General features: G+C 65.8%; 22 protein-coding genes. 10 read left to right on the forward strand and 12 right to left on the reverse strand.

From position 1 onward, the window contains the following. The first annotated feature begins 74 nt into the window (after positions 1-74). The 10 genes from ACSQ3N_RS08245 to nagZ all read left to right on the forward strand — a co-directional run bounded on the left by ACSQ3N_RS08245 (position 75) and on the right by nagZ (position 10,258). Positions 75-1,547 (forward strand): Do family serine endopeptidase, encoded by a 1,473-nt coding sequence (locus ACSQ3N_RS08245; protein WP_056162125.1) that lies wholly within the window; start codon positions 75-77, stop codon positions 1,545-1,547. A 512-nt stretch (positions 1,548-2,059) separates the two neighbouring features. Further along, positions 2,060-3,868, forward strand: a complete 1,809-nt coding sequence (gene lepA / locus ACSQ3N_RS08250) for a translation elongation factor 4 (RefSeq protein ID WP_056162127.1) — start codon at positions 2,060-2,062, stop codon at positions 3,866-3,868. Continuing rightward, the gene (lepB, locus tag ACSQ3N_RS08255) at positions 3,868-4,845 is read left to right on the forward strand and encodes a signal peptidase I (RefSeq protein WP_436146031.1); all 978 of its coding nucleotides are present in this window, start codon (positions 3,868-3,870) and stop codon (positions 4,843-4,845) included. The genes lepA and lepB overlap by 1 nt, the downstream gene beginning before the upstream one ends. A 35-nt stretch (positions 4,846-4,880) precedes the next feature. Next, the gene (locus tag ACSQ3N_RS08260; RefSeq protein ID WP_056162617.1) at positions 4,881-5,246 is read left to right on the forward strand and encodes a DUF4845 domain-containing protein; all 366 of its coding nucleotides are present in this window, start codon (positions 4,881-4,883) and stop codon (positions 5,244-5,246) included. After that, the gene (gene rnc / locus ACSQ3N_RS08265) at positions 5,246-5,929 is read left to right on the forward strand and encodes a ribonuclease III (RefSeq protein WP_056162132.1); all 684 of its coding nucleotides are present in this window, start codon (positions 5,246-5,248) and stop codon (positions 5,927-5,929) included. Before ACSQ3N_RS08260 ends, rnc begins: the two co-directional genes overlap by 1 nt. Beyond that, positions 5,926-6,936: a GTPase Era gene (gene era, locus ACSQ3N_RS08270; RefSeq protein ID WP_056162136.1), complete on the forward strand. Its 1,011-nt coding sequence runs from the start codon at positions 5,926-5,928 to the stop codon at positions 6,934-6,936. The genes rnc and era overlap by 4 nt, the downstream gene beginning before the upstream one ends. Before the next feature lie 142 nt (positions 6,937-7,078). Beyond that, positions 7,079-7,846 (forward strand): DNA repair protein RecO, encoded by a 768-nt coding sequence (gene recO, locus ACSQ3N_RS08275; protein ID WP_056162139.1) that lies wholly within the window; start codon positions 7,079-7,081, stop codon positions 7,844-7,846. Further along, on the forward strand, positions 7,843-8,631 hold the full coding sequence (locus ACSQ3N_RS08280) for a pyridoxine 5'-phosphate synthase (RefSeq protein ID WP_056162141.1): 789 nt from the start codon (positions 7,843-7,845) through the stop codon (positions 8,629-8,631). The genes recO and ACSQ3N_RS08280 overlap by 4 nt, the downstream gene beginning before the upstream one ends. Positions 8,632-8,698: 67 nt before the next feature. Continuing rightward, a complete protein-coding gene (gene acpS, locus ACSQ3N_RS08285) occupies positions 8,699-9,115 on the forward strand; it encodes a holo-ACP synthase (protein WP_056162146.1) in 417 nt (138 codons plus the stop codon). 51 nt (positions 9,116-9,166) lie between these two features. Continuing rightward, positions 9,167-10,258 carry a beta-N-acetylhexosaminidase gene (gene nagZ, locus ACSQ3N_RS08290; protein WP_056162148.1) on the forward strand — a complete coding sequence of 364 codons (1,092 nt, stop codon included), beginning with the start codon at positions 9,167-9,169 and terminating at the stop codon, positions 10,256-10,258. 162 nt (positions 10,259-10,420) lie between these two features. On the opposite strand, the gene ACSQ3N_RS08295 is transcribed toward nagZ, so the two are convergent. The 12 genes from ACSQ3N_RS08295 to ACSQ3N_RS08350 all read right to left on the reverse strand — a co-directional run bounded on the left by ACSQ3N_RS08295 (position 10,421) and on the right by ACSQ3N_RS08350 (position 23,720). Then, the gene (locus ACSQ3N_RS08295; RefSeq protein WP_235507239.1) at positions 10,421-11,122 is read right to left on the reverse strand and encodes a mechanosensitive ion channel family protein; all 702 of its coding nucleotides are present in this window, start codon (positions 11,120-11,122) and stop codon (positions 10,421-10,423) included. A 62-nt stretch (positions 11,123-11,184) separates the two neighbouring features. Next, on the reverse strand, positions 11,185-12,222 hold the full coding sequence (locus ACSQ3N_RS08300; RefSeq protein ID WP_436146032.1) for a diguanylate cyclase domain-containing protein: 1,038 nt from the start codon (positions 12,220-12,222) through the stop codon (positions 11,185-11,187). Positions 12,223-12,293: 71 nt separating this feature from the next. Then, the gene (gene lysS / locus ACSQ3N_RS08305) at positions 12,294-13,838 is read right to left on the reverse strand and encodes a lysine--tRNA ligase (RefSeq protein ID WP_436146033.1); all 1,545 of its coding nucleotides are present in this window, start codon (positions 13,836-13,838) and stop codon (positions 12,294-12,296) included. 80 nt (positions 13,839-13,918) lie between these two features. Then, positions 13,919-14,551 carry a sugar transferase gene (locus tag ACSQ3N_RS08310; protein ID WP_056162156.1) on the reverse strand — a complete coding sequence of 211 codons (633 nt, stop codon included), beginning with the start codon at positions 14,549-14,551 and terminating at the stop codon, positions 13,919-13,921. An 8-nt stretch (positions 14,552-14,559) separates the two neighbouring features. Further along, positions 14,560-15,741: a DegT/DnrJ/EryC1/StrS family aminotransferase gene (locus tag ACSQ3N_RS08315; protein WP_056162158.1), complete on the reverse strand. Its 1,182-nt coding sequence runs from the start codon at positions 15,739-15,741 to the stop codon at positions 14,560-14,562. 35 nt (positions 15,742-15,776) lie between these two features. Then, positions 15,777-17,105 (reverse strand): UDP-glucose dehydrogenase family protein, encoded by a 1,329-nt coding sequence (locus tag ACSQ3N_RS08320; RefSeq protein WP_056162174.1) that lies wholly within the window; start codon positions 17,103-17,105, stop codon positions 15,777-15,779. Between the two features lie 64 nt (positions 17,106-17,169). Next, positions 17,170-17,865: a class I SAM-dependent methyltransferase gene (locus ACSQ3N_RS08325; protein WP_436146034.1), complete on the reverse strand. Its 696-nt coding sequence runs from the start codon at positions 17,863-17,865 to the stop codon at positions 17,170-17,172. After that, positions 17,862-18,896, reverse strand: a complete 1,035-nt coding sequence (locus ACSQ3N_RS08330) for a glycosyltransferase family 2 protein (RefSeq protein ID WP_436146035.1) — start codon at positions 18,894-18,896, stop codon at positions 17,862-17,864. Before ACSQ3N_RS08330 ends, ACSQ3N_RS08325 begins: the two co-directional genes overlap by 4 nt. A 14-nt stretch (positions 18,897-18,910) precedes the next feature. Beyond that, entirely contained in the window at positions 18,911-19,999 is a 1,089-nt protein-coding gene (locus ACSQ3N_RS08335) for a glycosyltransferase (RefSeq protein ID WP_436146036.1), read from the reverse strand. After that, positions 19,992-20,600: an acyltransferase gene (locus tag ACSQ3N_RS08340; RefSeq protein WP_436146037.1), complete on the reverse strand. Its 609-nt coding sequence runs from the start codon at positions 20,598-20,600 to the stop codon at positions 19,992-19,994. The genes ACSQ3N_RS08335 and ACSQ3N_RS08340 overlap by 8 nt, the downstream gene beginning before the upstream one ends. Further along, on the reverse strand, positions 20,584-21,816 hold the full coding sequence (locus tag ACSQ3N_RS08345) for a lipopolysaccharide biosynthesis protein (RefSeq protein ID WP_436146038.1): 1,233 nt from the start codon (positions 21,814-21,816) through the stop codon (positions 20,584-20,586). The genes ACSQ3N_RS08340 and ACSQ3N_RS08345 overlap by 17 nt, the downstream gene beginning before the upstream one ends. Further along, a complete protein-coding gene (locus tag ACSQ3N_RS08350; RefSeq protein ID WP_436146039.1) occupies positions 21,813-23,720 on the reverse strand; it encodes a polysaccharide biosynthesis protein in 1,908 nt (635 codons plus the stop codon). Before ACSQ3N_RS08350 ends, ACSQ3N_RS08345 begins: the two co-directional genes overlap by 4 nt. Positions 23,721-23,744 lie beyond the last annotated feature (24 nt).

Below are 23,744 nucleotides of genomic sequence, written 5' to 3' on the forward strand. Positions count from 1 at the left end.
CAATTGGACGCACATTCTTCACAGTTACACACAGTTGTATGACGGCGTTCGTCACATTTCACGAAAGGTCAAAGATGTCGAAGTTTGATGGAACCGTGCTGCGCTCGTGGGCGCTTGCATCGGTGTTGGTGGGTGTGGCTGGCACCGCAGGGTTGTTGCCGCAGGTCGCGTTGGCGCAGCCTGCAGCGGCCGTGCGGGGCCTGCCCGATTTCACGGACCTGGTGGATCAAGTGGGCCCTTCGGTGGTCAACATCCGCACCGTGGAGAAGGCGTCCAGCCGGGCGGGCGCGAACGGCATGGACGAAGAGATGCTGGAGTTCTTCAAGCGTTTCGGCGTGCCGATTCCGAATACGCCGCGGCAGCAGCGCCCCCAGCGTCCGCAGCAGGACGAAGAGGCGCAGCCGCGCGGCGTGGGCTCTGGTTTCATCCTGACGGCCGATGGCTTTGTGATGACGAATGCCCACGTGGTCGAAGGTGCAGACGAAGTGATCGTCACGCTGACGGACAAGCGTGAATTCAAGGCCAAGATCATCGGTGCCGACAAGCGCACGGACGTTGCGGTGGTCAAGATCGAAGCCACGGGCCTGCCAGCCGTCAAGGTGGGTGATCTGAGCCGCCTGCGTGTGGGCGAATGGGTGATGGCCATCGGCTCTCCCTTCGGTCTGGAGAACACCGTCACGGCGGGCATCGTGAGTGCCAAGCAGCGCGACACCGGCGACTACCTGCCTTTCATCCAGACCGATGTGGCGATCAACCCCGGCAATTCCGGCGGACCGCTGATCAACATGCGCGGTGAGGTGGTGGGCATCAACAGCCAGATCTATTCGCGCTCAGGTGGCTTCATGGGCATCTCGTTCGCCATCCCGATGGATGAGGCGATCCGCGTGAGCGAGCAGTTGCGCGCGTCGGGCCGCGTGACCCGGGGCCGCATCGGTGTGCAGATCGGTCAGGTCACGCGCGATGTCGCGGAATCCATCGGCCTGGGCAAAGCCCAGGGTGCGCTGGTCACGGGTGTGGAGTCGGGCTCGCCTGCCGACAAGGCTGGCGTGGAGGCTGGCGACATCATCACGCGCTTTGACGGCAAGCCGATTGAAAAGGTGGCAGATCTGCCGCGCCTGGTGGGGAACACCAAGCCTGGCAGCAAGAGCACGGTGACCGTCTTCCGCCGCGGAGCATCGCGCGACCTGTCGCTCACCATCGCCGAGATCGAGCCGGACAAGGCTGTGGCAAAAGCGCCGGAGCGCGAAGAAAAGCCCAAGGCCTCGGCAGCAGCGCAGCAGGTGGGTCTTGCGGTGGCAGAGCTGACCGATGCGCAAAAGAAGGAGCTCAAGGTCAAGGGCGGCGTCGTTGTCACGGCTGCCACTGAAGCCGCAGCGCGGGCGGGCCTGAGAGACGGCGATGTCATCCTGTCGATCGCCAACACCGAAGTAGCAGGTGTGAAAGACTTCGAGTCAGTCTTGGCCAAGGCTGACAAGTCCAAGGCGATCAATGTGCTGTACCGCCGCGGTGAATGGGCGCAATACGCACTGATCCGTCCTGCCCGCTGAGTGCTGTCCTGGGGCGCGTAAAGGGGTGATGACGTGCGTCATTACCCCTTCGGCGTCTCGCCTTTTGGGGTGGTCGCACTATTTTTTTGCAGAGGTGCCCAAGGTCTTTGTGGCGCTTTAAAGTTAGCTTTCGCTTACATCGGTTTCGCTCTATCGATCGATTTCGATAGAATACGGGCACCTGTTCAAACCTTAACGGTATATTGAATGGCGTCGGGTTCACGATGCGGGATGCCAGCGTGCCATGCACAGCTGATCCACAGCTCACCCACAAGTTGTCCAGCGTTGTTGTTGTGCCAATTGTGAATAAGCTGTGCATAAAATTCATGTTGCAGCGTGACAACTCCCCTGAGATGCAGTCGGGCGGGCTTTTTTCAGCGGGCTTTTTGCCTACAATGAAGTTCCAACTATCGCAGTTGCCAATGATTGTTGGTTCAGGGCGCGTCGCCATTCGACGCGCCCTTTTTTCTTGTGCGCGCCGTTTTAATTCAATCACTTGACGTTTTTCGTTGATGAACCACATCAGAAATTTTTCCATCATCGCGCACATCGACCATGGCAAGTCGACGCTGGCCGATCGCTTGATCCAACGTTGCGGAGGTCTTGCTGAGCGCGACATGGAAGCCCAGGTGCTCGACTCGATGGACATCGAAAAAGAGCGTGGGATAACCATCAAGGCGCAGACCGCTGCGCTGCAGTACAAGGCCCAGGATGGGCAGGTGTACAACCTCAACCTGATCGACACCCCGGGCCACGTCGACTTCTCGTACGAGGTGAGCCGTTCGCTGTCTGCCTGCGAAGGTGCATTGCTCGTCGTCGACGCATCGCAAGGTGTCGAAGCACAGACCGTGGCCAACTGCTACACCGCGCTGGACCTCGGCGTGGAGGTGGTGCCCGTGCTCAACAAGATGGATCTGCCCAACGCCGATCCAGAGAATGCGAAGGCCGAGATCGAGGACGTGATCGGCATCGACGCGACCGATGCCATTCCCTGCTCGGCCAAGACCGGCATGGGCATCGACGAGATTCTGGAAGCCATCGTCGCGAAGGTGCCCGCACCGCGCGGCAATGCCGATGGCCCGCTGCGCGCGATGATCATCGACAGCTGGTTCGACAGCTACGTCGGCGTGGTCATGTTGGTGCGTGTGGTCGATGGTCGCCTGCTCAAGGGCGAGCGCATCAAGATGATGGCCAGCGAGGCTGTGTACAACGCCGACAACCTGGGCGTGTTCACGCCCGGCAACGAGCCTCGCAATTCGCTGGATGCGGGCCAGGTGGGTTACATCATCGCGGGCATCAAAGAGCTGCAGGCTGCCAAGGTCGGCGACACCATCACGCTGGAAAAGAAGCTGCCCAACAACGCCGGCCCCGCTGCCCAGGCGCTGCCCGGCTTCAAGGAAATCCAGCCGCAGGTGTTTGCGGGCCTGTACCCGACCGAGGCGAGCGAGTACGACTCCCTGCGCGATGCGCTCGAGAAGCTCAAGCTCAACGACGCGTCGCTGCACTATGAACCCGAGGTGTCGCAGGCGCTGGGCTTTGGCTTCCGGTGCGGATTTCTGGGCCTGCTGCACATGGAGATCGTGCAGGAGCGCCTGGAGCGCGAGTTCGACCAAGACCTGATCACCACCGCGCCCAGCGTGGTCTACCAGGTCGTCAAGGCCGACGGCGAAATCGTCATGGTCGAAAACCCTTCCAAGATGCCCGACCAGGGTCGCCTGGAGGAGGTGCGCGAGCCCATCGTCACGGTGCACCTCTACATGCCGCAGGAGTACGTCGGCCCTGTCATGACGCTCGCCAACCAAAAGCGTGGCGTGCAGATGAACATGGCTTACCACGGTCGCCAGGTCATGCTGACCTATGAGATGCCGCTGGGCGAGATCGTTCTGGACTTCTTCGACAAGCTCAAGTCGGTGTCGCGCGGCTATGCCTCCATGGACTACGAGTTCAAGGAGTACCGCGCCTCCGACGTGGTCAAGGTCGACATCCTGCTCAACGGCGAGAAGGTGGATGCCCTGTCCATCATCGTGCACCGCTCGCAGTCGCAGTACCGCGGTCGCGCCGTGGTGGGCAAGATGCGCGAGATCATCAGCCGCCAGATGTACGACGTGGCCATCCAGGCCGCCATCGGCGCCAACATCATCGCGCGCGAAACCATCAAGGCGCTGCGCAAGAACGTGCTGGCAAAATGCTACGGCGGCGACGTCAGCCGCAAGCGCAAGCTCCTTGAAAAGCAGAAGGCAGGCAAGAAACGCATGAAACAGATTGGCTCGGTCGAGGTGCCCCAAGAGGCGTTCCTGGCCATTTTGCAGGTGGAAGATTGATGCTTCAATTCATGCAGATTCTGACGTCGGCCGTGTTGGCCATTTTTGCCGGCTACATCGGCGCCTGGTATTTCGGCGCGCTCGAAGGCAACTTCGCCTTGCTGCTGTTTCTGGCGACGGTGGTCACGGGGGCGTACTGGCTGGCAGAGCGCTTTTACTTTCTGCCGCAGCGGCGGCGCGCGGCGCAAGCCGTGGAAGACGCCGCGGTGCAGCGCCGTGCCGAACTGGACCGCATGGGCATCCAGAAGGTCTACCTGGATGTCCAGGAGGCCAAGGGCCGCCTGCTCATGCAGCCTTGGTGGCTCGACTGGACCGCGGGCCTGTTCCCGGTCATTGTCGTGGTGTTCCTGCTGCGCTCGTTTTTGTTCGAGCCCTTCAAGATACCTTCGGGCTCGATGATCCCCACGCTACTGGTGGGCGACCTGATCCTGGTGAACAAATTCACGTACGGGGTACGACTGCCGGTGATCCACACCAAGATCATCGAAGGCAACACGCCCCAGCGCGGTGACGTGCTGGTGTTTCGCTACCCGCCACAGCCGACGCTCGACTACATCAAGCGCGTGGTGGGTGTGCCGGGCGACGAGGTGGCATACCTCAACAAGCGCCTCACGATCAATGGCAAGGCCGTGGACACCAAGGCCATGCCCGACTTCTTCGAAGAAGACTCGATGCGCTACTTCAAGCAGTTCGAAGAGCAGCTTGGCGCGCAGCCGCACCGGCTTTTGAACAACCCGGACGTGCCTGCCTTTGTGCAAGGTGCTTCCAACTTTGCGAACCGCCAGAACTGCCGCTACAGTGTGGAAGGGGTGGTTTGCAAGGTCCCTGAAGGCCACTATTTCATGATGGGTGACAACCGGGACAACTCACTGGATTCACGCTACTGGGGGTTTGTCCCAGAGGGCAACATCGTGGGGCGGGCCTTCTTCGTGTGGATGAATTTCGGTAATCTCAAGCGTATTGGCTCGTTTAACTGATGAGCCGGCTGTCTGTACAAATGGAGGGGAAGCACATGCATAGCAACTATTTCGGCCGCCGGTCTCGCCAGCGCGGCCTGTCTTTCATTGGCGTGGTTTTTCTTGGGTTGATTGCAGTTGCAATATTCGCAATTGGCGGGCAGTCAATTCCGATATTTTTGGAGTATCAAGCCGTAAACAAAGCCGCATCCAAAGCGGCCAAGGAAGGCTCGACTGTGAATGATGTCCGCGGGATATTTGATCGCGCGAGCGCTATCGACAACATTAGCGCGATACAGGGCAAGGATCTCGACGTGGTGAAGCGCGGAGACAAGATCGTCGTTTCTTTTAAATACTCCCGCGAAATCGCACTGGCAGGCCCTGCATTCCTTGTCTACCGTTTCGAAGGGCAAACCAAGTAGTGCATCCAGGCCTTCAATCGCTGCAGGCTCGCCTGCAGCACGTGTTTTCCAACCCTGCGCTGTTACAGCGCGCCACGACCCACCGCAGTTTCTCGGCCGATCATAACGAGCGCCTGGAGTTTCTGGGTGACTCCGTCCTGAACCTGGCGGTCGCCAGCCTGCTGTACCAGCGGCTGGCCGACCTGCCCGAAGGTGATCTCTCCCGCGTTCGCGCCAATCTCGTCAAGCAAGACACGCTGCACCAGCTTGCGCAGCGGTTGAAGATTTCCGAAGTGCTGCGCCTGGGCGAAGGCGAGTCGAAATCGGGTGGCCAGCAGCGCCCGTCCATCCTGGCGGATGCGCTGGAGGCGCTCATCGGGGCCGTCTACATCGACGCTGGCTATTCGGCCGCGGAGGCGCTGGTGCACCGGCTCTTCGAGAGCGTCGAAATCAACCCCCAGATGCAGGCGGCGTCCAAGGACGCCAAAACCGCGTTGCAGGAGTGGCTCCAGGGTCGCAAAATGAAGCTGCCGCAATACAGGGTAGTGGCGACGGTGGGCGCGGCCCACCGCCAGACCTTTGATGTCGAGTGCGACATCCCCGAACTGGGCCTGACCGAACGCGGCATCGGTGGATCTCGCCGTGCGGGCGAGCAGACCGCAGCAGCGGCCATGCTGGCCACATTGAAAGCAAAGAACCTATGAACAACGACGCAACCCATGATGTGGCCGGTGAAGAAGACGGCGCGCCAGGCGCCGGTGTCCAGAATGATCTTGAGGCCATGCTGGCTGCCTCCCGCCCGCCTGCGGCGGTAGAAGGCCAGCGCTGCGGGGTGATCGCCATCGTGGGCAAGCCCAACGTCGGCAAGTCCACGCTGCTCAACGCGCTGGTGGGCCAGAAGATCAGCATCACATCGCGCAAGGCCCAGACCACGCGCCACCGCATCACCGGCATCCGCACGCGTGAGCTCACGCAGTTTATCTTTGTCGATACGCCGGGCTTCCAGACGCGCCACGCCACCGCGCTGAACAAGTCCCTCAACAAGACCGTGATGGGCGCGATCGGCGACGTGGACCTGATCCTCTTCGTGGTCGAGGCGGGCAACTTCACGCTGGCCGATGCCAAGGTGCTGTCGTTGTTCAAGCCCGGCATCCCTACACTGCTGCTGGCCAACAAGCTGGACATGATCCACCGCCGCGCCGAGATCGCGCCCTGGCTCAAGAGCATGCAGGAGCGCCATCCGTTTGCCGAGTTCGTGCCCATGTCGGCCAAGAACAAGGGCGATATCGAGCGCCTCTTCGGCATCTGCGCCAAGTACCTGCCCGAGCAGGGCTGGTGGTACGCCGAGGACGAGCTGACCGACCGCAGCGAGAAGTTCCTGGCCTCCGAAACGGTGCGCGAAAAGCTGTTCCGCTTCACAGGCGACGAGTTGCCCTACACCTCCACCGTCGTCATCGACCGGTTCGAGGAAGAGGCGAGCAAGCAGCACAAACGTCTGGTCAAGATCGCCGCCACCATCGTAGTGGAGCGCGACAACCACAAGATGATGGTCATTGGCGACAAGGGTGAACGCCTGAAGCGCATTGGCACCGAGGCGCGGCAGGAGCTCGAAAAACTCATGGACGCCAAGGTATTCCTCGAACTCTGGGTCAAGGTGCGCTCGGGCTGGGCCGACGACGAGGCGCGTGTGCGCTCGTTCGGCTACGAATGAGCCGCCGCCACGACCGGACTGTTCAGTAGCAGCCTGGTCTGGTCGCTTGTCTGTGGAGCCACAACGCCCGGCCTGCCGCTCCCTGTCCGGGGCGGCAGCGTCCCTTTGACGATCCCTCTACTGCATCCAAAGACCCACCACCGTGGCTGCCGCCAAGCGCATCGCCGATGAACCCGCCTTCGTGCTGCACAGCTACGACTGGAGCGAGTCCAGCCTGATCCTGGAGGTGTTCTGCCGCCGGCAGGGCCGCGTGGCGCTGGTGGCCAAGGGGGCCAAGAAGCCCACTTCCAACTTCCGCCCGGTGCTGCTGCCGCTGCAGCCCTTGTTGCTTACTTACACCTTGTCGGGCGATGGCAGTGCCGATATTCACACCCTCAAGGGGGCCGAGTGGGTAGGCGGCCATGTGATGCCCACGGGCGATGCCTTGCTCTCGGGGCTGTACCTCAACGAATTGCTGCTGCGCCTGCTGGCGCGTGTCGACCCGCACACGGCCCTGTTCGACGCCTATGCGGGCGTGGTGCGCGTGCTGGCCAGCGAGCATGGCGATGCCCTGGAGCCCGTGCTGCGCAGCTTCGAGCTGCTGCTGCTGCGCGAGATCGGCCTGTTGCCCAGCCTGGACGCCCAGACCATGACCCTCGCGCCCCTGGAGCCCGCCACCCGCTACACGCTGGTGGCCGAGGGCGGCTTGCGCGCCGCGTCATCAAACGACCGGGCCAGCTTGCAGGGCCACCAGTGGCAGGCGCTGCAGCGGGCCCTGGACAACAGCACCGCCAGCTACACCGCCACACTGCGGGCCTGCGCGCCGGTGGCGGCCGAACTCAAACCCCAGCTGCGCGCCGTGCTGCAATACCATTGCGGCAGCCCGACGCTGCGCACCCGCCAGCTCATGATCGACCTGCAGGCCCTATGAACCAGCCATCCCACACCCGCCAGCCTTCGCACCCGACCACCGCCCTGTCGGTCAACGTCAACAAGGTCGCCCTGTTGCGCAACACGCGCCACCTGGGCATACCCAGCGTCACCCGCGCGGCCGAGCTGTGCCTGACGGCGGGCGCGCAGGGCATCACGGTGCACCCGCGGCCCGACGAGCGCCACATCCGCGGCCACGACGTGTTCGAGTTGGCGGCGCTGATGAAGGCCTGGCCCGACCGTGAATACAACATCGAAGGCAACCCGTCGCAGAACCTGATGGACTTCATCCGCCAGGTGCGCCCGCACCAGGCGACCTTTGTGCCCGACAGCGAAGACCAGTTCACCAGCGACCATGGCTGGAGCTTTCCGCACGATGCCGAGCGCCTGCAACCCCTGATCGCCGAATGCAAGGCGCTGGGCGTGCGCGTGAGCCTGTTCATGGACCCGGTGCCTGAGCAGATGGCCGCAGCCAAGTCCGCAGGCGCCGACCGTGTCGAGCTCTACACCGAGCCCTATGCCGCAGCCTGGGGCACGCCCCAGCAGGCCGAGCAACTGGCACGCTACCGCGATGCCGCCCAGGCGGCGCTGGATGCGGGCCTGGGGGTCAACGCGGGGCATGACCTGAACTGCGACAACCTGGCCGCCTTCGTGCGCGATGTGCCCGGCCTGCTGGAAGTCTCCATCGGCCACGCGCTGGTGGCCGACGCGCTGGAGCTGGGCTATGCCGCCACCGTGCAGGCGTACCTGGCGTGCATCCAGGCAGGTTCGACCGCAAAACGTTGATGCTCCTGATTTGATAGCTGATGGCGCTTGCCAGACAAGCGTTAACACCATTTTTTATTCAACAATCATGATTTACGGCATCGGTACCGACATCTGCGACGTACGGCGCATCGCCGCCAGCCTGGAGCGCCACGGCGACCGGTTTGCCCAGAAGGTGCTGGCCGACGGCGAGCTGGCCACTTGGCGCGAGCGGAGCAGCCGCTGGCCCGACCGGGGCCTGCGCTACCTGGCCACCCGCTTTTCGGCCAAGGAGGCCTTCAGCAAGGCCATAGGCCTCGGGATGCGCATGCCCATGACCTGGCGCCACTGCGAAGTAGCCAAGCTGCCCAGCGGCCAGCCGGTGATCGTGCTGCACGGCGCGCTCAAGGAATGGTTCGAAGCGCGGGGCCTGACGGCGCACCTGAGCGTGACCGACGAGACCGACTACGCCGCCAGCTTCTGCGTGGTCGAGAAAATGCAAGAAAAATTGGCCCCTATCGCTTGATTGACAAGCGCTGGAAGCTATTGTTTGTATAGCAAATTATTTGTGAAACCCATGACCGAACACGCACCCCTGATCCTCGACGTGGCTGGCTTAGAGCTCACCGCCGCAGACCGCCGCCGCCTGGCCCACCCGCTGACCGGCGGCGTCATCCTGTTTGCCCGCAACTGGACCGACCGTGCCCAGCTGCTGCAGCTCACCAGCGCCATCAAGGCGGTGCGCGACGACCTGTTGATCTGCGTGGACCACGAAGGCGGCCGCGTGCAGCGCTTTCGCACCGATGGCTTCACGCACGTGCCGCCGATGCGCGCCCTGGGCGAGCTGTGGATGGACGATGGCAAGGGTGCCAAGGCCATTGCCGGCAGCGGCGCCCTGCGGGCCACCAATGCCGCCACGGCTGCGGGCTATGTGCTGGGCAGCGAGCTGCGCGCCTGCGGCGTGGATTTCAGCTTCACGCCGGTGCTGGACCTGGACTGGGGCGAAAGCGGCGTCATCGGCGACCGGGCCTTTCACCGCGATCCGCGCGTCGTGGCGCTGCTGGCCAAGAGCCTCATGCACGGCCTGCTGCAGGCAGGCATGGCCAACTGCGGCAAGCACTTTCCGGGGCATGGATTCGTCAAAGCCGACTCGCACACCGAAGTGCCGGTGGACAAGCGCAGCCTCAAAGCCATCCTGGCCGACGACGCGGCGCCGTACCCCTGGCTCAGCACCACGCTTACCAGCGTGATGCCGGCGCACGTGATCTACCCCAAGGTAGACAGCCGCCCCGCGGGCTTCTCCCAGCGCTGGCTGCAGGACATCCTGCGCCGCCAGATGCGCTTTGACGGTGCCATCTTCAGCGACGACCTCAGCATGGAAGGCGCACGCCGCCTGGACGGCCAGGTGGTCAGCTACACCGACGCGGCGGTGGCGGCCCTGGAGGCCGGCTGCGACCTGGTGCTGTTGTGCAACCAGAGCGTGGGCGACGGCCAAGCGGTGGATGAACTCATCGACGGCCTGGAAAAAGCCCAGGCGCAGGGCCGGTGGCAGCCGAGCGTGGACAGCGAGTCGCGCCGCCTGGCGCTGCTGCCTGAAACACTGCCCCAGCCGTGGGATGAGCTGATGTACCAGCCAGCGTACATGCAGGCGCTCGACCTGCTGCCCTGAAGAGGACGCACAGGAGGCCGCACGAGAGGCTGACTGTCACCTCTGTGGCGCTGCAGTCCCGCTGCACACGCGGTGCGGGCGCACACCGGATGCGCGGGGATCAGGCGATAGAACAGATGGACAGGCACGGCGCGCACCCCGCGCAGAGCTGCGGACGCCTGTCTAAACCTGTGGTCCAGGGCCGCTGACTGCCACGGCAGGCGTCCCGCTGGCTTCCGCTGGCGATGTTGACGCGGACGTCGAGCCCGATGCCGATGCCGGTGATGCAGCCGGAGCAGCCGACGGGTGCGGCGCCACCGCAGGTGGCACCCCCTGAAACCGCCGCACCACGCGCTGAAACACCAGCGCATTCGGAATCTGCAGCCACGCCACGTGTTCTGCGGTGGCGCCATGGTCTTCCAGCGTGGTGTACAGCAGGTTGATGTCCACCACGCGGCCCTTGGCGCCGGGTTTCTCTGCCGTGTCCAGCACCTCGATATAGTCGCCGATCCGAAACGGCCGCACCGTGAAGATCAACAGCGCGCAAAACAGGTTGGACAGCACGCTCCACGCAGCAAAGAACGCCACCGCGCCCACGGTGGCAAAGCCGGTGAACGCCGTCCAGAGCACGGTGGCCGACACGCCCATGCGTTCGAGCACCAGCAGCAGCGCACTGGCCACGACCACCCAGCGGATCAGCCCGTTCATGGGCACGACCAGTTCGTCGGGCACTTGGTAGTGGGTGCTGGCGCGGCGCACGATGCGGCGCAGTACGCGTTGCAGCAGCCAGGCCACGAACAGGATCAGCAGGATCTGCGTGCCGGGAATGATGACTTCCAGCCAGTCCTGGATCCAGTCGGGCAACCGTGTTTTCAGAACCTGCATGCGCGAGACCGCAGAGCGTGCGTTGCGTTCGGTGGCATCAAACGAGAAGGCGGAAAAGAGACTCAATTGCGCAATTGCTCCAGGGTGTCCATCTGCATTTCAAAACTGAAAAACCGGTTGCGGCCCTGCGCCTTGGCGGCGTACAGGGCCTGGTCGGCCCGCATGATCATGCTCTCGGCGTTGGTGCTGTCGTCGGGCACGCAGGTGGTGATGCCGCCGGACAGGGTGAGCGTAGTGCCCAGGGGAGAGTCGGCGTGGGGCAGGGCGCGCACCTTGAGCAACTGGCCCAGCGCGCGGGCAAAGGTCATGGCGCCCGAGCGCGGCGTGTTGGGCAGGATGAGCGCAAACTCCTCGCCGCCATAACGCGAGGCCACGTCCCGCGGCCGCACGCACACTTCACGCAGCAGCCGGCCCACCTCCTTCAGGCACGCATCGCCCTGCACATGGCCGCTGGCGTCGTTGAAGAGCTTGAAGTGGTCCAGGTCGCACAGCATCAGCGTGAGCGGCGTGCCGTCGCGCCGCGCCGCCAAAATCTCGTTGTGCAGGATGCGGTCGAACCCGCGGCGGTTGACCAGGGCAGTGAGGGCGTCGACCTCCACCATCTCGTTCAGCCGCTGGTTGGCCACATGCAGCTCGGCAGACATGGACACCAGCCGGCGCCGCATGTCCAAGAGGCGCCGCATGGCCCGCAGCTTGGCCATGAGCACGATGGGCTTGACCGGCTTGACGAGGTAGTCGTCGCCGCCCACCTCGATGCCGCGCCACACGTCCAGCTCGTTGTCCAGGCCCGACAGAAAGATGATCGGTGTCCAGTCACCGGCTTCGCTCTCGCGCATCTGCTGCGCGACCCAGTAGCCGTCCTTGCCGGGCAGGCGGATGTCCAGCAGCACCAGGTCGGGCCGATGGGCCTTGAACAGTTGCAGCGCGGCGTTGCCTTCCGGCGCCTCGAAGATGTCGGTGACTCCCGCGTGCCGCAATTCAGCCACCAACGCAGCGCGGACGGAACCCTGGTCTTCAACCACCAGGACCGAGAATCCGCCGCCGCCAGATGCTGGGGGCTGCGTGGGGGGATAGGGCGTGCTGCTGGATGTGAATGGCACGGTGACTCCTCAGGCCTGTTGAACGCGGCAAGGGCGCAATCACCCGGGAAGCCCCGGGTGCCAGCGCTCTTTCAGGATTCGCGGCGCAGCGCAGGGAACAGGATCACGTCGCGGATGCTGGGGCTGTCGGTCAACAGCATCATGAGGCGATCGATACCAATCCCGCAACCCCCTGTGGGCGGCATGCCGTATTCCAGGGCCCGCACGAAGTCGTGGTCGTAGAACATGGCTTCGTCGTCGCCGCCGTCCTTGGCCGCCACCTGGGCCTGAAAGCGCGCGGCCTGGTCTTCGGCGTCGTTCAACTCGCTGAAACCATTGCCGAACTCGCGCCCGGTGATGTACAGCTCGAAGCGCTCGGTCACCTCGGGACGGGTGTCGTTGGCGCGGGCCAACGGCGAGATTTCGGTCGGGTGCTCCATGATGAAGGTGGGCAGCCACAGCTTGTCTTCCACCGTCTCTTCGAAGTACAGCACCTGCAGGCTGGCCAGCGAGCGCGTGGACAGCTTGTTCTTCTCTTCGTTCAGGCCCAGCTTCTTGAGGGCACTGGTCAGCCAGGCGGCGTCGTCCACATGGGCGCCGGCCTCGGTGTACTGGAAGATCGCTTCGCGGATCGTCAGGCGTGCGAACGGCTGCGACAGGTCGACCGCGCGGCCCTGGTAGGTCAGCTGCAACGATCCCGTGGCCTTGAGCGCCACCTCGCGGATCAGCGTCTCGGTGAAGTCCATCAGGTCCAAGTAGTTCCAGTACGCCGCGTAGAACTCCATCATGGTGAACTCGGGGTTATGGCGAACCGAGATACCTTCGTTGCGGTAGCTGCGGTTGATCTCGAACACGCGCTCGAAACCGCCCACGATCAGGCGCTTCAAGTACAGCTCCGGCGCGATGCGCAGGTACATCTCCTGCTCCAGCGCGTTGTGGTGTGTCACGAAGGGCTTGGCATTGGCGCCGCCCGGAATGGGGTGCAGCATGGGCGTCTCGACTTCCAGGAAGCCGTGGCTCACCATGAAGTCGCGCAGGCCGCTCACGGCCTTGCTGCGCGCCATGAAGCGCTTGCGAGCCTGCTCGTCGGTGATCAGGTCCACATAGCGCTGGCGGTACTTCTGCTCTTGGTCGGCCATGCCGTGGAACTTGTCCGGCAGCGGGCGCAGGCTCTTGGTCAGGAGGCGCAGGCTGGTCACCTTGACCGACAGCTCGCCGGTCTTGGTCTTCATGAGGGTGCCTTCGGCGCCCACGATGTCGCCCAGGTCCCAGTGCTTGAAGGATGCGTACAGCTCCTCGCCCAAGGCGTCGCGGGTCACGTACAGCTGGATGCGCCCGCCCACGTCGCCCAGCGATCCGTCCTGCACCGAGGCAAAGCTGGCCTTGCCCATCACGCGCTTGAGCATCATGCGGCCAGCCACCGAGACGGTCACGGGCGTGGCCTCCAGGGCCTCGTTCGTGGTGTCGCTGTGCTCAAGGTGCAGCTGTGCTGCCTTGTGGGCGGGCTTGAAGTTGTTGGGGAAGGCTACGCCGCCGCCATTGGCTTGCACCTCGCGCAAGGCGCGAAGCTTTTCGCGGCGCTCGGCGATGAGCTGGTTGTCGTCCTGGGAAGCGGGGGCGAGGTTCTGGTCTGACATAGGGGGCCGTCGGTACGGTGGCGTGAATTGGGGCCGGGCTCCGCAAAGGCAGGGTTCGGCCAAACCCCTCATTTTATCGGCTATGTGCCGTCTTTTGGCGCCATGTCCCTGTGCGAGCGTCCGCCCCACAGTGCGCCGGCTGTCTGCGCGATGATTTTCAGGTCGCCCCAGAGGGTGTGCGCGCGGGCGTACCGGGCCGCGTACTGCAGCTTGATGGGCAGAATTTCTTGCACGTAGGTCCGCTCGGGATCGCTGCTCTGGCCCAGCAGCGTGCTCTCGTCGCGGAACTCGATGGAGGCCATGTCGGTGATGCCCGGCCGCACGCTCAGCACGATGTCCCGCAGTGCATCGGGGTACAGCGCCACATAGCGGGCCACCTCGGGCCGCGGGCCCACGATGCTCATGTCTCCCACCAGCACGTTGATGAACTGCGGCAGTTCGTCGAGTTTGGTGCGCCGCAGCCAGTGGCCTGCGCGGGTGATGCGGGCGTCCGCCCCCACTGTGATGGCGGGGCCCGCCGCATCGGCACCGGCTTGCATGGTGCGGAACTTATAGATGCGAAACGGCTGCCCGGCACGGCCGATGCGGGTTTGCCGAAAGAAAATGCCACCGGCCGAGTCGAGCCGGACCCACAGCGCCACGGCCACCAGCACCGGCGCCAGCAGCACCAGCGCCAGCGCGGAGAAGGCCAGGTCGAACAGGCGCTTGGGCATGGGGTCGGTCAGCCCAGCACCTCGTGCAGCGCTGCGATCACGCGGTCCTGGTCGGCATCGCTCATCGCGGTGAACAGGGGGATGCTGATCATCGACTGGTAGGCCGCGTCGGCGTCGGGGAACATCTCTGGTGTGAGCTGGTAGCGGTCGCGCCAATAGGGGTGACGGTGCAGGGGTACATAGTGGACGCTGGTGCCGATTCCCCGGTCCGACAGGGCCTGGATCACGTCGTCGCGGCCCAGGCGTGCGCCTTGGCGCAAACGAATGACATACAGGTGCCAGGCATGCGTGTCGCCAGCGGGCGCGTCCGCGGGCAGCATCAGCGGCAACGTGGCCAGCTGCTGGTGGTACCGCGCCGCCAGGTATTGGCGCCGCTGCACAAAGCCCGGCAGGCGCGCGAGCTGCTCCACGCCCATGGCGGCTGCGATGTCCGTCATGTTGTATTTGAAGCCCGGTGCCACCACCTCGTAGTACCAGGCCGGTGTTTTGGACGTGAAGCGGTCGAATGCATCGCGGTTCATGCCGTGCAGGCGCATCACGCGCATGCGTTGGGCCAACTGCGGATCGCACGTGACCGCCATGCCGCCCTCGCCCGTGGTGATGGTCTTGTTGGCGTAGAAGCTGAACACGGTCACATCGGACTGCAGTTGCCCCACCAGCTGGCCCTGCCAGGTGGTGGGCAGGGCATGGGCCGCGTCTTCGACCACCTTGAGCCCATGCTCCTTGGCGATGGCAAGGATCTCGCCCATCTCGCAGGCCAGTCCGCCATAGTGCACCGGCATGATGGCCTTGGTCCGCGGCGTGATGGCGGCGCGGATCTTGGCAGGGTCGATGTTCAGCGTCACCGGGTCCACGTCTACGAGTACGGGGTCGGCGCCCAGGTAGCGAACCACCTCGACCGTGGCAGTGAATGTCAGCGTGGGGGCGATCACTTCGTCGCCAGGTCCGATGCCCAGGGCTTCCAGGGCCAGGTGCAGGCCTGCGGTGGCGGAGTTGACCGCAATTCCCTGTAGCCCATTGCCGCCCAGGTACTGCACGAACGCCTGCTCGAACTCTTTGGTCTTGGGCCCCGTCGTCACCCATCCCGAGCGCATGGCTGCAGTGGTCGCCTCGATCTCGGCAGGCCCGATGTCCGGCCTGGCGAAAGGGATGAAACTGGGCGGCGAAGAAGGGGTGGATGGTTGAGGCATGGGGGCTCGGTGGGCGATCGATGGGGCAGGCCGGGTCAGGGCGCGGCGCGGCCGATGGGGTGGTATTCAAGGCCCAGGGCCTTCATCTCGGCAGGCTCGAAAAGATTGCGGCCGTCGAAGATGACCGGTGCGCGCAGCGTGGCCGCGATGTGGTCGAAGTCGGGGCTGCGAAACTCTTTCCATTCCGTCACGATGATGAGCGCGGTGGCGCCGTCCAGCGCTGCATTGGCGCTGTCTGCAAAGTGCAGGCCTTGGCGGTCGCCCAGCCTCTTGCGCGCCTGCGCGATGGCCACCGGGTCGTACGCGCAGACCTCGGCCCCCCGCTGCAGCAGGTCGTGGATGACGGTGAGGCTCGGCGCTTCGCGCATGTCGTCCGTGCCCGGCTTGAAGGCCAGGCCCCACAGCGCGAATCGCAGGCCGCTCAGGTCGGGCCCGAAGCGCGCGAGCACCTTGCGCACCAGCACCCCTTTTTGCCGGTCGTTGACGGCCTTGACGCCTTCGAGGACCTGCAAATGGTGCCCATGGTCCGAGGCGGTCTTGAGCAGCGCGCTCACATCCTTGGGGAAGCACGAGCCGCCATAGCCGGCCCCGGCGTACAGAAAATGCGTGCCGATGCGCGGGTCCATCCCCATGCCATTGCGCACATGTTCGATGTCGACGCCCAGCGTTTCTGACAGCAGTGCCAGCTCGTTCATGAAGCTGATGCGCGTGGCCAGCATCGCGTTGGCCGCGTACTTGGTGAACTCCGCGCTGCGCACGTCCATCACCACGAAGCGGTCGCGGTTGCGCATGAAGGGCGCATACAGCGTGTGCAGGCGGCTGGCGGCCTCGGTATCGCTGGTGCCGACGATCACGCGGTCGGGCCGCATGAAGTCCTGCACGGCAGAGCCTTCTTTCAAAAATTCCGGGTTCGATGCGATGGAGTAGGCGGATTGCGTGGCGCGCTCGGCCAGCACCACATCCATGGCTTGGCGCACCTTGTCGGCGGTGCCCACGGGCACGGTGCTCTTGGTGACCACCAGCTTGTACTGGTCCATGTGCTGCGCCACGGCCCGCGCGGCGGCCAGCACGTGCTGCAGGTCGGCCGACCCGTCTTCGCCAGACGGCGTGCCCACGGCGATCATCTGGATCACGCCGTGCGCGACGGCCTGGACGACATCAGTCGTGAACTCCAGCCGCCCCGCTCGCGCATTGCGCACCACGATGTCAGACAGGCCCGGTTCGTGGATGGGGATGTGCCCCTCGCGCAGCGCACCGATGCGGTCGGCATCGTGGTCCATGCACACGACGTGGTTGCCCATCTCTGCAAGGCATGCGCCCGTGACGAGGCCTACGTACCCTGTGCCAATGACAGTGATCTTCATATGCGGTGCAGCGCCCTGTGTGCGGCATGCGCGGGGCGACGGGTGTGTGCGGTAGTGTTCATCTTCAAGGTTTGGCCACCCAGGTCAGGCGGTGGGTGCGCAGCGGATGCAGCAGTTGCGATGCCGGTGCAATCATCCACGCCGGCAGCCGCCGCGCGATGGGAGGCGCCAGCGTCAACCGGTGCGATTGCAGTTGCGCCCCGCGGAACAGGGATTGCAGCTCCTGCAACGGGACACGCCGGACGTCGGGGTTGCGGGGATTGTCCACCACAAAGTCGTACACCAGCACGCCCCCGCCCGGTGCCACCCAGCGCCACAGGGTCTCCGCCATTTCGCGGCGGAAGGCAGCGTCGAGCAGTGAACTGAACAGCGTGAAGGCGAGCACCGCATCCTGGCTGGCGGGCGGCACATCGGCGCGGCACGCATCGCCCTCCAGCAGGGTGACCGAACCGGGCAGGAGGTCCCGCGCCAGTGCTGCACGCTCGGGCAGAAGTTCGATGCCGGTCAAGTGGCCCGGGGTGGCGCCCAGGCGGATGAGGTCCTGCAGATTGCCTCCGCTGCCGCAGCCGACTTCCAGCATGCGCCGGTTGCCCAGGTTCGTCCAGCCATGGCCTGCCCAGGCGCGCACGATGGCGCGCAGGCGCTCCTGCTGGGCCTGCAGCGCGGCCGCATTGCCATACAGGCTGTAGCGGGCCTCGTCGGCGGCCGCATCGCGCCGCGCATAGCGGTCTTTGACGGCCTGCGGTTCTTGCATCGTCATCGGGTGATCCGTGCAAAGTCGGCCGACGGTGTGCGCGACCGCACGATGTCCCACAGGCCGCGCCAGGTGCCCAGGCCGTAGCCCACATGGAAAGCCGCAATCGCCGCTGGCAGGCGCGGCAGCAGGGCCCAGTCGCTCGCAGCCCGGGCTGCTGCCACGGACGCAGCCAGCAGATAGCTGCCGTACGCCAGAGCCAGCCCCGCCAAGGGCAGCGCCGTCCAGGGCAGCAGGGCCGTGGTGGCGATCGCCGCCGCCACGAAGATGGCCGGCACGAGCTGGCGCAGGGCCCCCGGCTGGCCGTGCTTGCGCATGACGAAGGGGCGCCAGTAGCCGTACTGCCGCTGCTGCGAGAACAGGTGCCGCAGCGAGTTGCGCGGATGGTAGGTGGAGCGGATCAGCCGGCTCTGCCAGATGCGCGCGCCGGCCAGCCGCAGCCGCAGGTTGTGCTCATCGTCCTGGTTGCGCACCAGGGCTTCATCGAAGGGGCCGTAGCGCTCGAACACGCTGCGTGGCCAGCAGCCCAGGTACACGGTGTCCACCGCGCCTTCGAACTGCACATCGCGCGACCGGGCGCCGCCCACCACCCACCGGCACTGGAAGGCCGCCGCCACCGCCGCGCCCGTGCGGCCGGTGCCGCGGGCCACCCACGGCCCGCCCACGTTGTCGGCGCCCGTGCGCGACAGGGCTGCTATGCACTGGGCGAGGTAGTCGGGCGCGAACTGGCTGTGCACGTCCAGGCGCGCAATGATGGCTCCGCGGGCCCGGGCGATGCAGGCGTTCAGGCCGGTGGAGACGATGCGCCCGGGGTTGTCCACCAGCACCAGCCGAGGGTCGCTGGCGCAGCGCTCCTGCAGCCGTTGCCGGGTGCCGTCGTCGCTGTCGCCGTCGGCCACGAGCACTTCCATGCGCCATCCCTCAGGCAGCACCTGGCTGATGGCCGAGTCGCAGAAGGCATCGATGTGCTGCCGCTCATTGCGGCAGGGCACGATGACGCTGATGAGCAGCGGGTTCAAATCACGGTTCTCTGGCATGTTCACGGGTACGTTCACTGTGCGCCTGCCAGTTGCTGGTAGAGCGCATGCATGCGGTTCATCTGGGCGGCACGGTCGCCATGTTGGGCGATGCGCGCCGCATTGTGCTCACCCGCCTCGCGGGCGGCTGCGTCGTCGGTCACCAGCGTGCGCAAGGTGCTCGCCAGCGCCGCGGCATCGCCCGCCGGCACCAGCCATTGCGCACCGAGCCAGTGCCGGTTGGCCTGCAGGTCACTGGCAACCACGGCCAGGCCGCAGGCCATGCTCTCGAGCACGGCGACCGATGTGGCGTCGCTGTCGGGCACCGAGATGGAGATCTTGCAATCACCCAGCACGCGCGCCATGCCCGCGTCGTCCAGCCGGCCATGCAGGTGCACGCACTGCTGCAGCCCCGCGGCCTGCACCTGCTGGCGCAGGGCGGGCTCCAGGCTGCCGCCACCGAGCAGGTGCAGGTGCAGGTCGTGGTCCTGCAGCCCGGCACGCAGGCGGGCGAAGGCGTCGATGATGGTGGCAATGCGGTAGTTGGGCTCCCAGGCGCGCAGGCTCACCAGGTGCGTGGCAGGCTTGCTGTGCCAGGGCGAGGGGCGAAAGCGGTTCAGGTCCACGCCCCAGTGGATCTCTTCGGCCGGGCAGGCAGGGCCGAACTGTGCCACGGCATCCATCAGGCTGGCCGAGTCCCCGGTGATGAGGTCCGCTTGCCGCAGTGTCCAGCCCGTGAGCCAGCGCATCCACGGGCTCTTGAGCGGCGTGACCAGCAGGTCGGTGCCCCAGGCCGTCATCACCAGCGGGTGTTTGCCGCAGCGCGCCGCGAGATACCCGTACGACGTGATGTAGTGGGCGTGCACGATGTCGGGTGCCAGCTCGCGCACGTGGCGCTGCGTTTCGCGGACGCGAAAAAGCCAGTCGACCGAGCGCCGCACCGGCCGCAGCGTGCGGACCTCCACGCCGGGTACCTGCGCAGGCCGGGCCGTGATCAGCGATACGCGCCAGCCGCGCTGCAGCATCTCGCGTGCCCAGCGCTGGACGTGCGGGCTGGTGGCGTCGCCGAGCAGGCACAGGTGCGGGGGCGTTCGCATGGGCGTGGGCTGCTTCATCTCAGTCATGGGCGCTATGCGGACTGGCTGGCGAAAGCGGCCCCGCCCACGATTCATAGTGCGGCACCAGCTCGGGGAACTGCGCCAGCAACTGCGCGTCCCGCGCGCGGACATCGCCGACCTGTCGCGCGGGAGCTCCGGCCATGATGGCGAAGTCCGGCACCTCGCCGCGCACCTGCGCATAGGCGCATACCACCACCCCCTTGCCCAGGCGCGATCCCGCCTCGATCAGGCTGTGCGGGCCGATGAAGGTGTAGGCGCCGATCTGCACCGGGGCGCTGATGTAGCCAGGCTTGGTGCCCTCGTGCGTGGCATAGCCCTGGCTCAGCAGGCGGATGGCGCGGTGGGAGCTGTGGGTCACTATGCTCACGAAGTTGGTGATCTGCACACCTTCGCCGATCTGCAGGCCGCCGGCGGCGTCGATGAAGTTGAACTGCCCGATGAACACATGGTCCGCCAGCTGCAGGCCCTCGGCGCCTTCGATGCAGGTGCTGGGCGCGATGCGCGTGTGCGCGAGCATGCGGCCTGCCGCATCGCGCTCGCCGAACACCATGCGGTAGAAAAGTGCCTGCCAGAGGCTGCGACGCCAGCGGTTAAGCAGCGCTCTCATGGGGGATGTCCTTCCAGTTCGCCAGGGCCCAGAAATAGTAGCCAAAGTAGGCCAGCATGCTGGCAGAAATGCCCCATCCTGCGCCGGTGAGGCCGCCCAGGTACAGCCCGGGCACGAGGCCTGCAAAGAACAGGCATTGTCCAACGAGCGCCAGGCGCAATGCCCAGGCCTGCGCCTTCCAGGCCATGGTCACCACCGCCAGCGGCGAGGCGATGAAATGCAGGGCGATGTAAGGCGCCATGGCGCGGGCGAGTTCGCCGGTCTGTGCCCATTGGTCGCCAAAGGCCAGGGTGAAGAGATACGGGCCCCCCACCATCAGGACGGCTGCGAGGGGCAGCGCGATGGCCGCCAGCCCCAGCACCGCACGCCGCACGATGGCGCGCGCTTCGGCCTTGCCCCTGGCCTGCAGCAGGCGCGGGTACAGGGTTTGCGACAAGGCCCCGCCCACCAGCGTGGCCGGCGCCTTGAGGTAGCGCAGCGCCAGCGCCCAGACGCCTGCCGCCGCGTCGCCGGTAAGGGCGGCTACCAGCACTAGGGTGAGGGTGTCCTGCAGCGCGCCCAGAAAAGCGTGGGGCGTGTTGAGCAGTGGAAAGTCCCGGTGCCGCCGGGCAGCCGCCACCAAGGCGGCCCGCGGCCTGCGCCACAGCCCAGGCCAGCCGCCTGCGGGCGCCGGGCGCGCCAGCAGGCAGGCAGCGGCGAGCGCGGTGGTGGCTGCGCCCAGCATCAGCCCCAGCGGGCCCATCTTCAGCAGGCCGAGCAGCAGCTGCACGATGGCGCCGCCGCCTTGCTGAACCAGCCGGGCCAGTGCCAGCAGCCCGAACCTCTGCGCCCGCGTGGCCCACATCGTGAGCCACTGCACGGTGCCGCCCGCTGCCACGGCCAGCGGCAGGCTCCACGCCAATGGCATCCCTTGCCAAAAAGCCAGCAGGGCACCTGCCGCGGCGGATGCTGCCGTGACGGCCAGCAGGATGCGCGCACACAACGCCATCAGGTCCGCGGCGCCCTCGTCGCTGGTCTCCAGCGGCAGCGCAAACTCGTACCGCGCGCAGGCCACCACCGCGATGTTGGTGGACACCGCCCATAGCAGCGCAAATTGCCCGTAGGCCTCGGGGCTGTAGACGCGCGTGAGGGCAGGGCCCAGCAGCAGTGGAATGGCATGGGCCGCAACGCTGCCCGTGAGCAGGGTCAGCGTGCCGCGCACAAGCCCTGGCTTCATGGCGCTTCCGCGGCTTCGGGCTGGTAGCCCGGCACCAACTGCCGCAGCAGTGCGGTCCTGGCGCCGTGGTCCCCCGCCTGGGCGGCCTGCCGCAAGGCCTGTAACGAGGCCTGCAGTTCGTCCCAGGGCCGGTACTCTTCGCGGGCCCGCAGGATGCGGGGGTGGGCCGTGGGCAGCGGGTTGTCGCCGATCAGCAGTTCTTCATACAACTTTTCACCGGGGCGCAGGCCGGTGAAAACGATCTCGATGTCGCCCGCCGGGTGCCGGGCGTCGCGCACCGTCAGGCCCGACAGCGCCACCATGCGCTGCGCCAGATCCAGGATCTGCAGCGGCTCGCCCATGTCGAGCAGGAACACATCGCCCCCTTCGGCCATGGCACCCGCCTGCAGCACCAGCTGGGCGGCCTCGGCGATGGTCATGAAGTAGCGCGTGACCTCCGGGTGGGTCACCGTGACGGGGCCGCCCATGGCGATCTGGTTGCGAAACAGCGGGATCACGCTGCCGCTGGAGCCCAGCACGTTGCCAAAGCGCACCATCGAAAAGCGTGTGGTGCATTTCCAGGGTCCGTCCGCAGCATCGGCACCGAACGGTGCGCGCGGCGACGCAGCCACGGCCTGCAGCACCATCTCGGCCACCCGCTTGGTGGCGCCCATGATGTTGGTGGGCCGCACGGCCTTGTCGGTGGAAATCAGCACGAAATGGCTGGCCCCGTGCTCCAGCGCCACCCCCACCATGGCCAGCGTGCCGAAGACGTTGTTCAAAATGCCTTCGCCTGCATTGGCCTCCACCATGGGCACGTGCTTGTACGCGGCGGCATGGTAGATGGACGCGGGCCGGTACTGGCGGCAGATGTCGGCCATGCGCTCCTGCTGCGTCACGTTGGCCAGCAGGGGGACCAGCTCGCAGTTGTGTTCGCCTTGCTGCGCCAGCGCCTGCAGTTCGTGGTGGATGGTGTAGAGCGCGAATTCGCTGTGGTCCACCAGCAGCAATTGCCGGGGTTGCTCGCGCACGATCTGCCGGCACAGTTCGCTGCCGATGCTGCCGCCCGCCCCGGTGACCAGCACCACCGTGCCCTGCAGGTTGCGGCCGAGCAGGCCCGGGTCCGGGGCCACGGGCTCACGGCCCAGCAGGTCCTCGATCTCCAGCTCCTGGAAGTCGGTGACGGTGACGCGCCCGCTGGCCAGGTCCGACAGGCCCGGCAGGGTGCGGATGCGCACAGGCAGGTCCCGCATGCCTTCGATGATCTCGCGGCGGCGCTGGCGTGTGGTGCTGGGCAGTGCGAGCAGTACGTCGGTGATGTCGAGCCGGCGCACCACATCGGCGAGTGCACGCGGCGAGTGCACGCGCACGCCGTTGATGCTGCGGCCGATCTTGCTGGCGTCGTCGTCCACAAAGCCTTTGAGCAGGTACTGGCGCATGTTGCCCAGGCCCGCTGCAGTCTGGGCCCCGGCGTTGCCGGCACCGTAGATCAGCAGGCGGTACGGCGCGTGGCGGCTGCGGCCCGCCAGGGCCAGCCAGCCCAGTGCGCGGCTGGCGCCCACCAGCAGCATGAACAGCAGCGGCTGCAGGATGCCGACGCTGCGGGGCACGCCCTCCCATTGCGCCGCGAGCAGGCAGGCCAGCAGCAGCGCGCCATAAATCGCCACGGCCTTGCCGGTGGTGATGAGCGCGGTGATGCCGGTGTAGCGGAAGATGGCGCGGTACAGCCCCAGCTTGGCGAAGATGGGAAACGCGAGCGCGGGGGCGAGCCCGTAGGCCAGCCACTGCATGCCCTGCGGCCAGTGGAAGGTGTCCAGCCGCAGCGTGAACGCGAGCCACATGGCGGCAACGCCCAGGCACACGTCCATGGCGACCACCACCAGGCGTTTGGCTGCACGGGACCAGCCCAGGATGCGGTTCAGCATGGACTGCAGAAAAGTCGGCGTGTG

Source organism: Acidovorax sp. LjRoot194 (assembly GCF_964253015.1).
Taxonomy (GTDB): domain Bacteria; phylum Pseudomonadota; class Gammaproteobacteria; order Burkholderiales; family Burkholderiaceae_C; genus Acidovorax.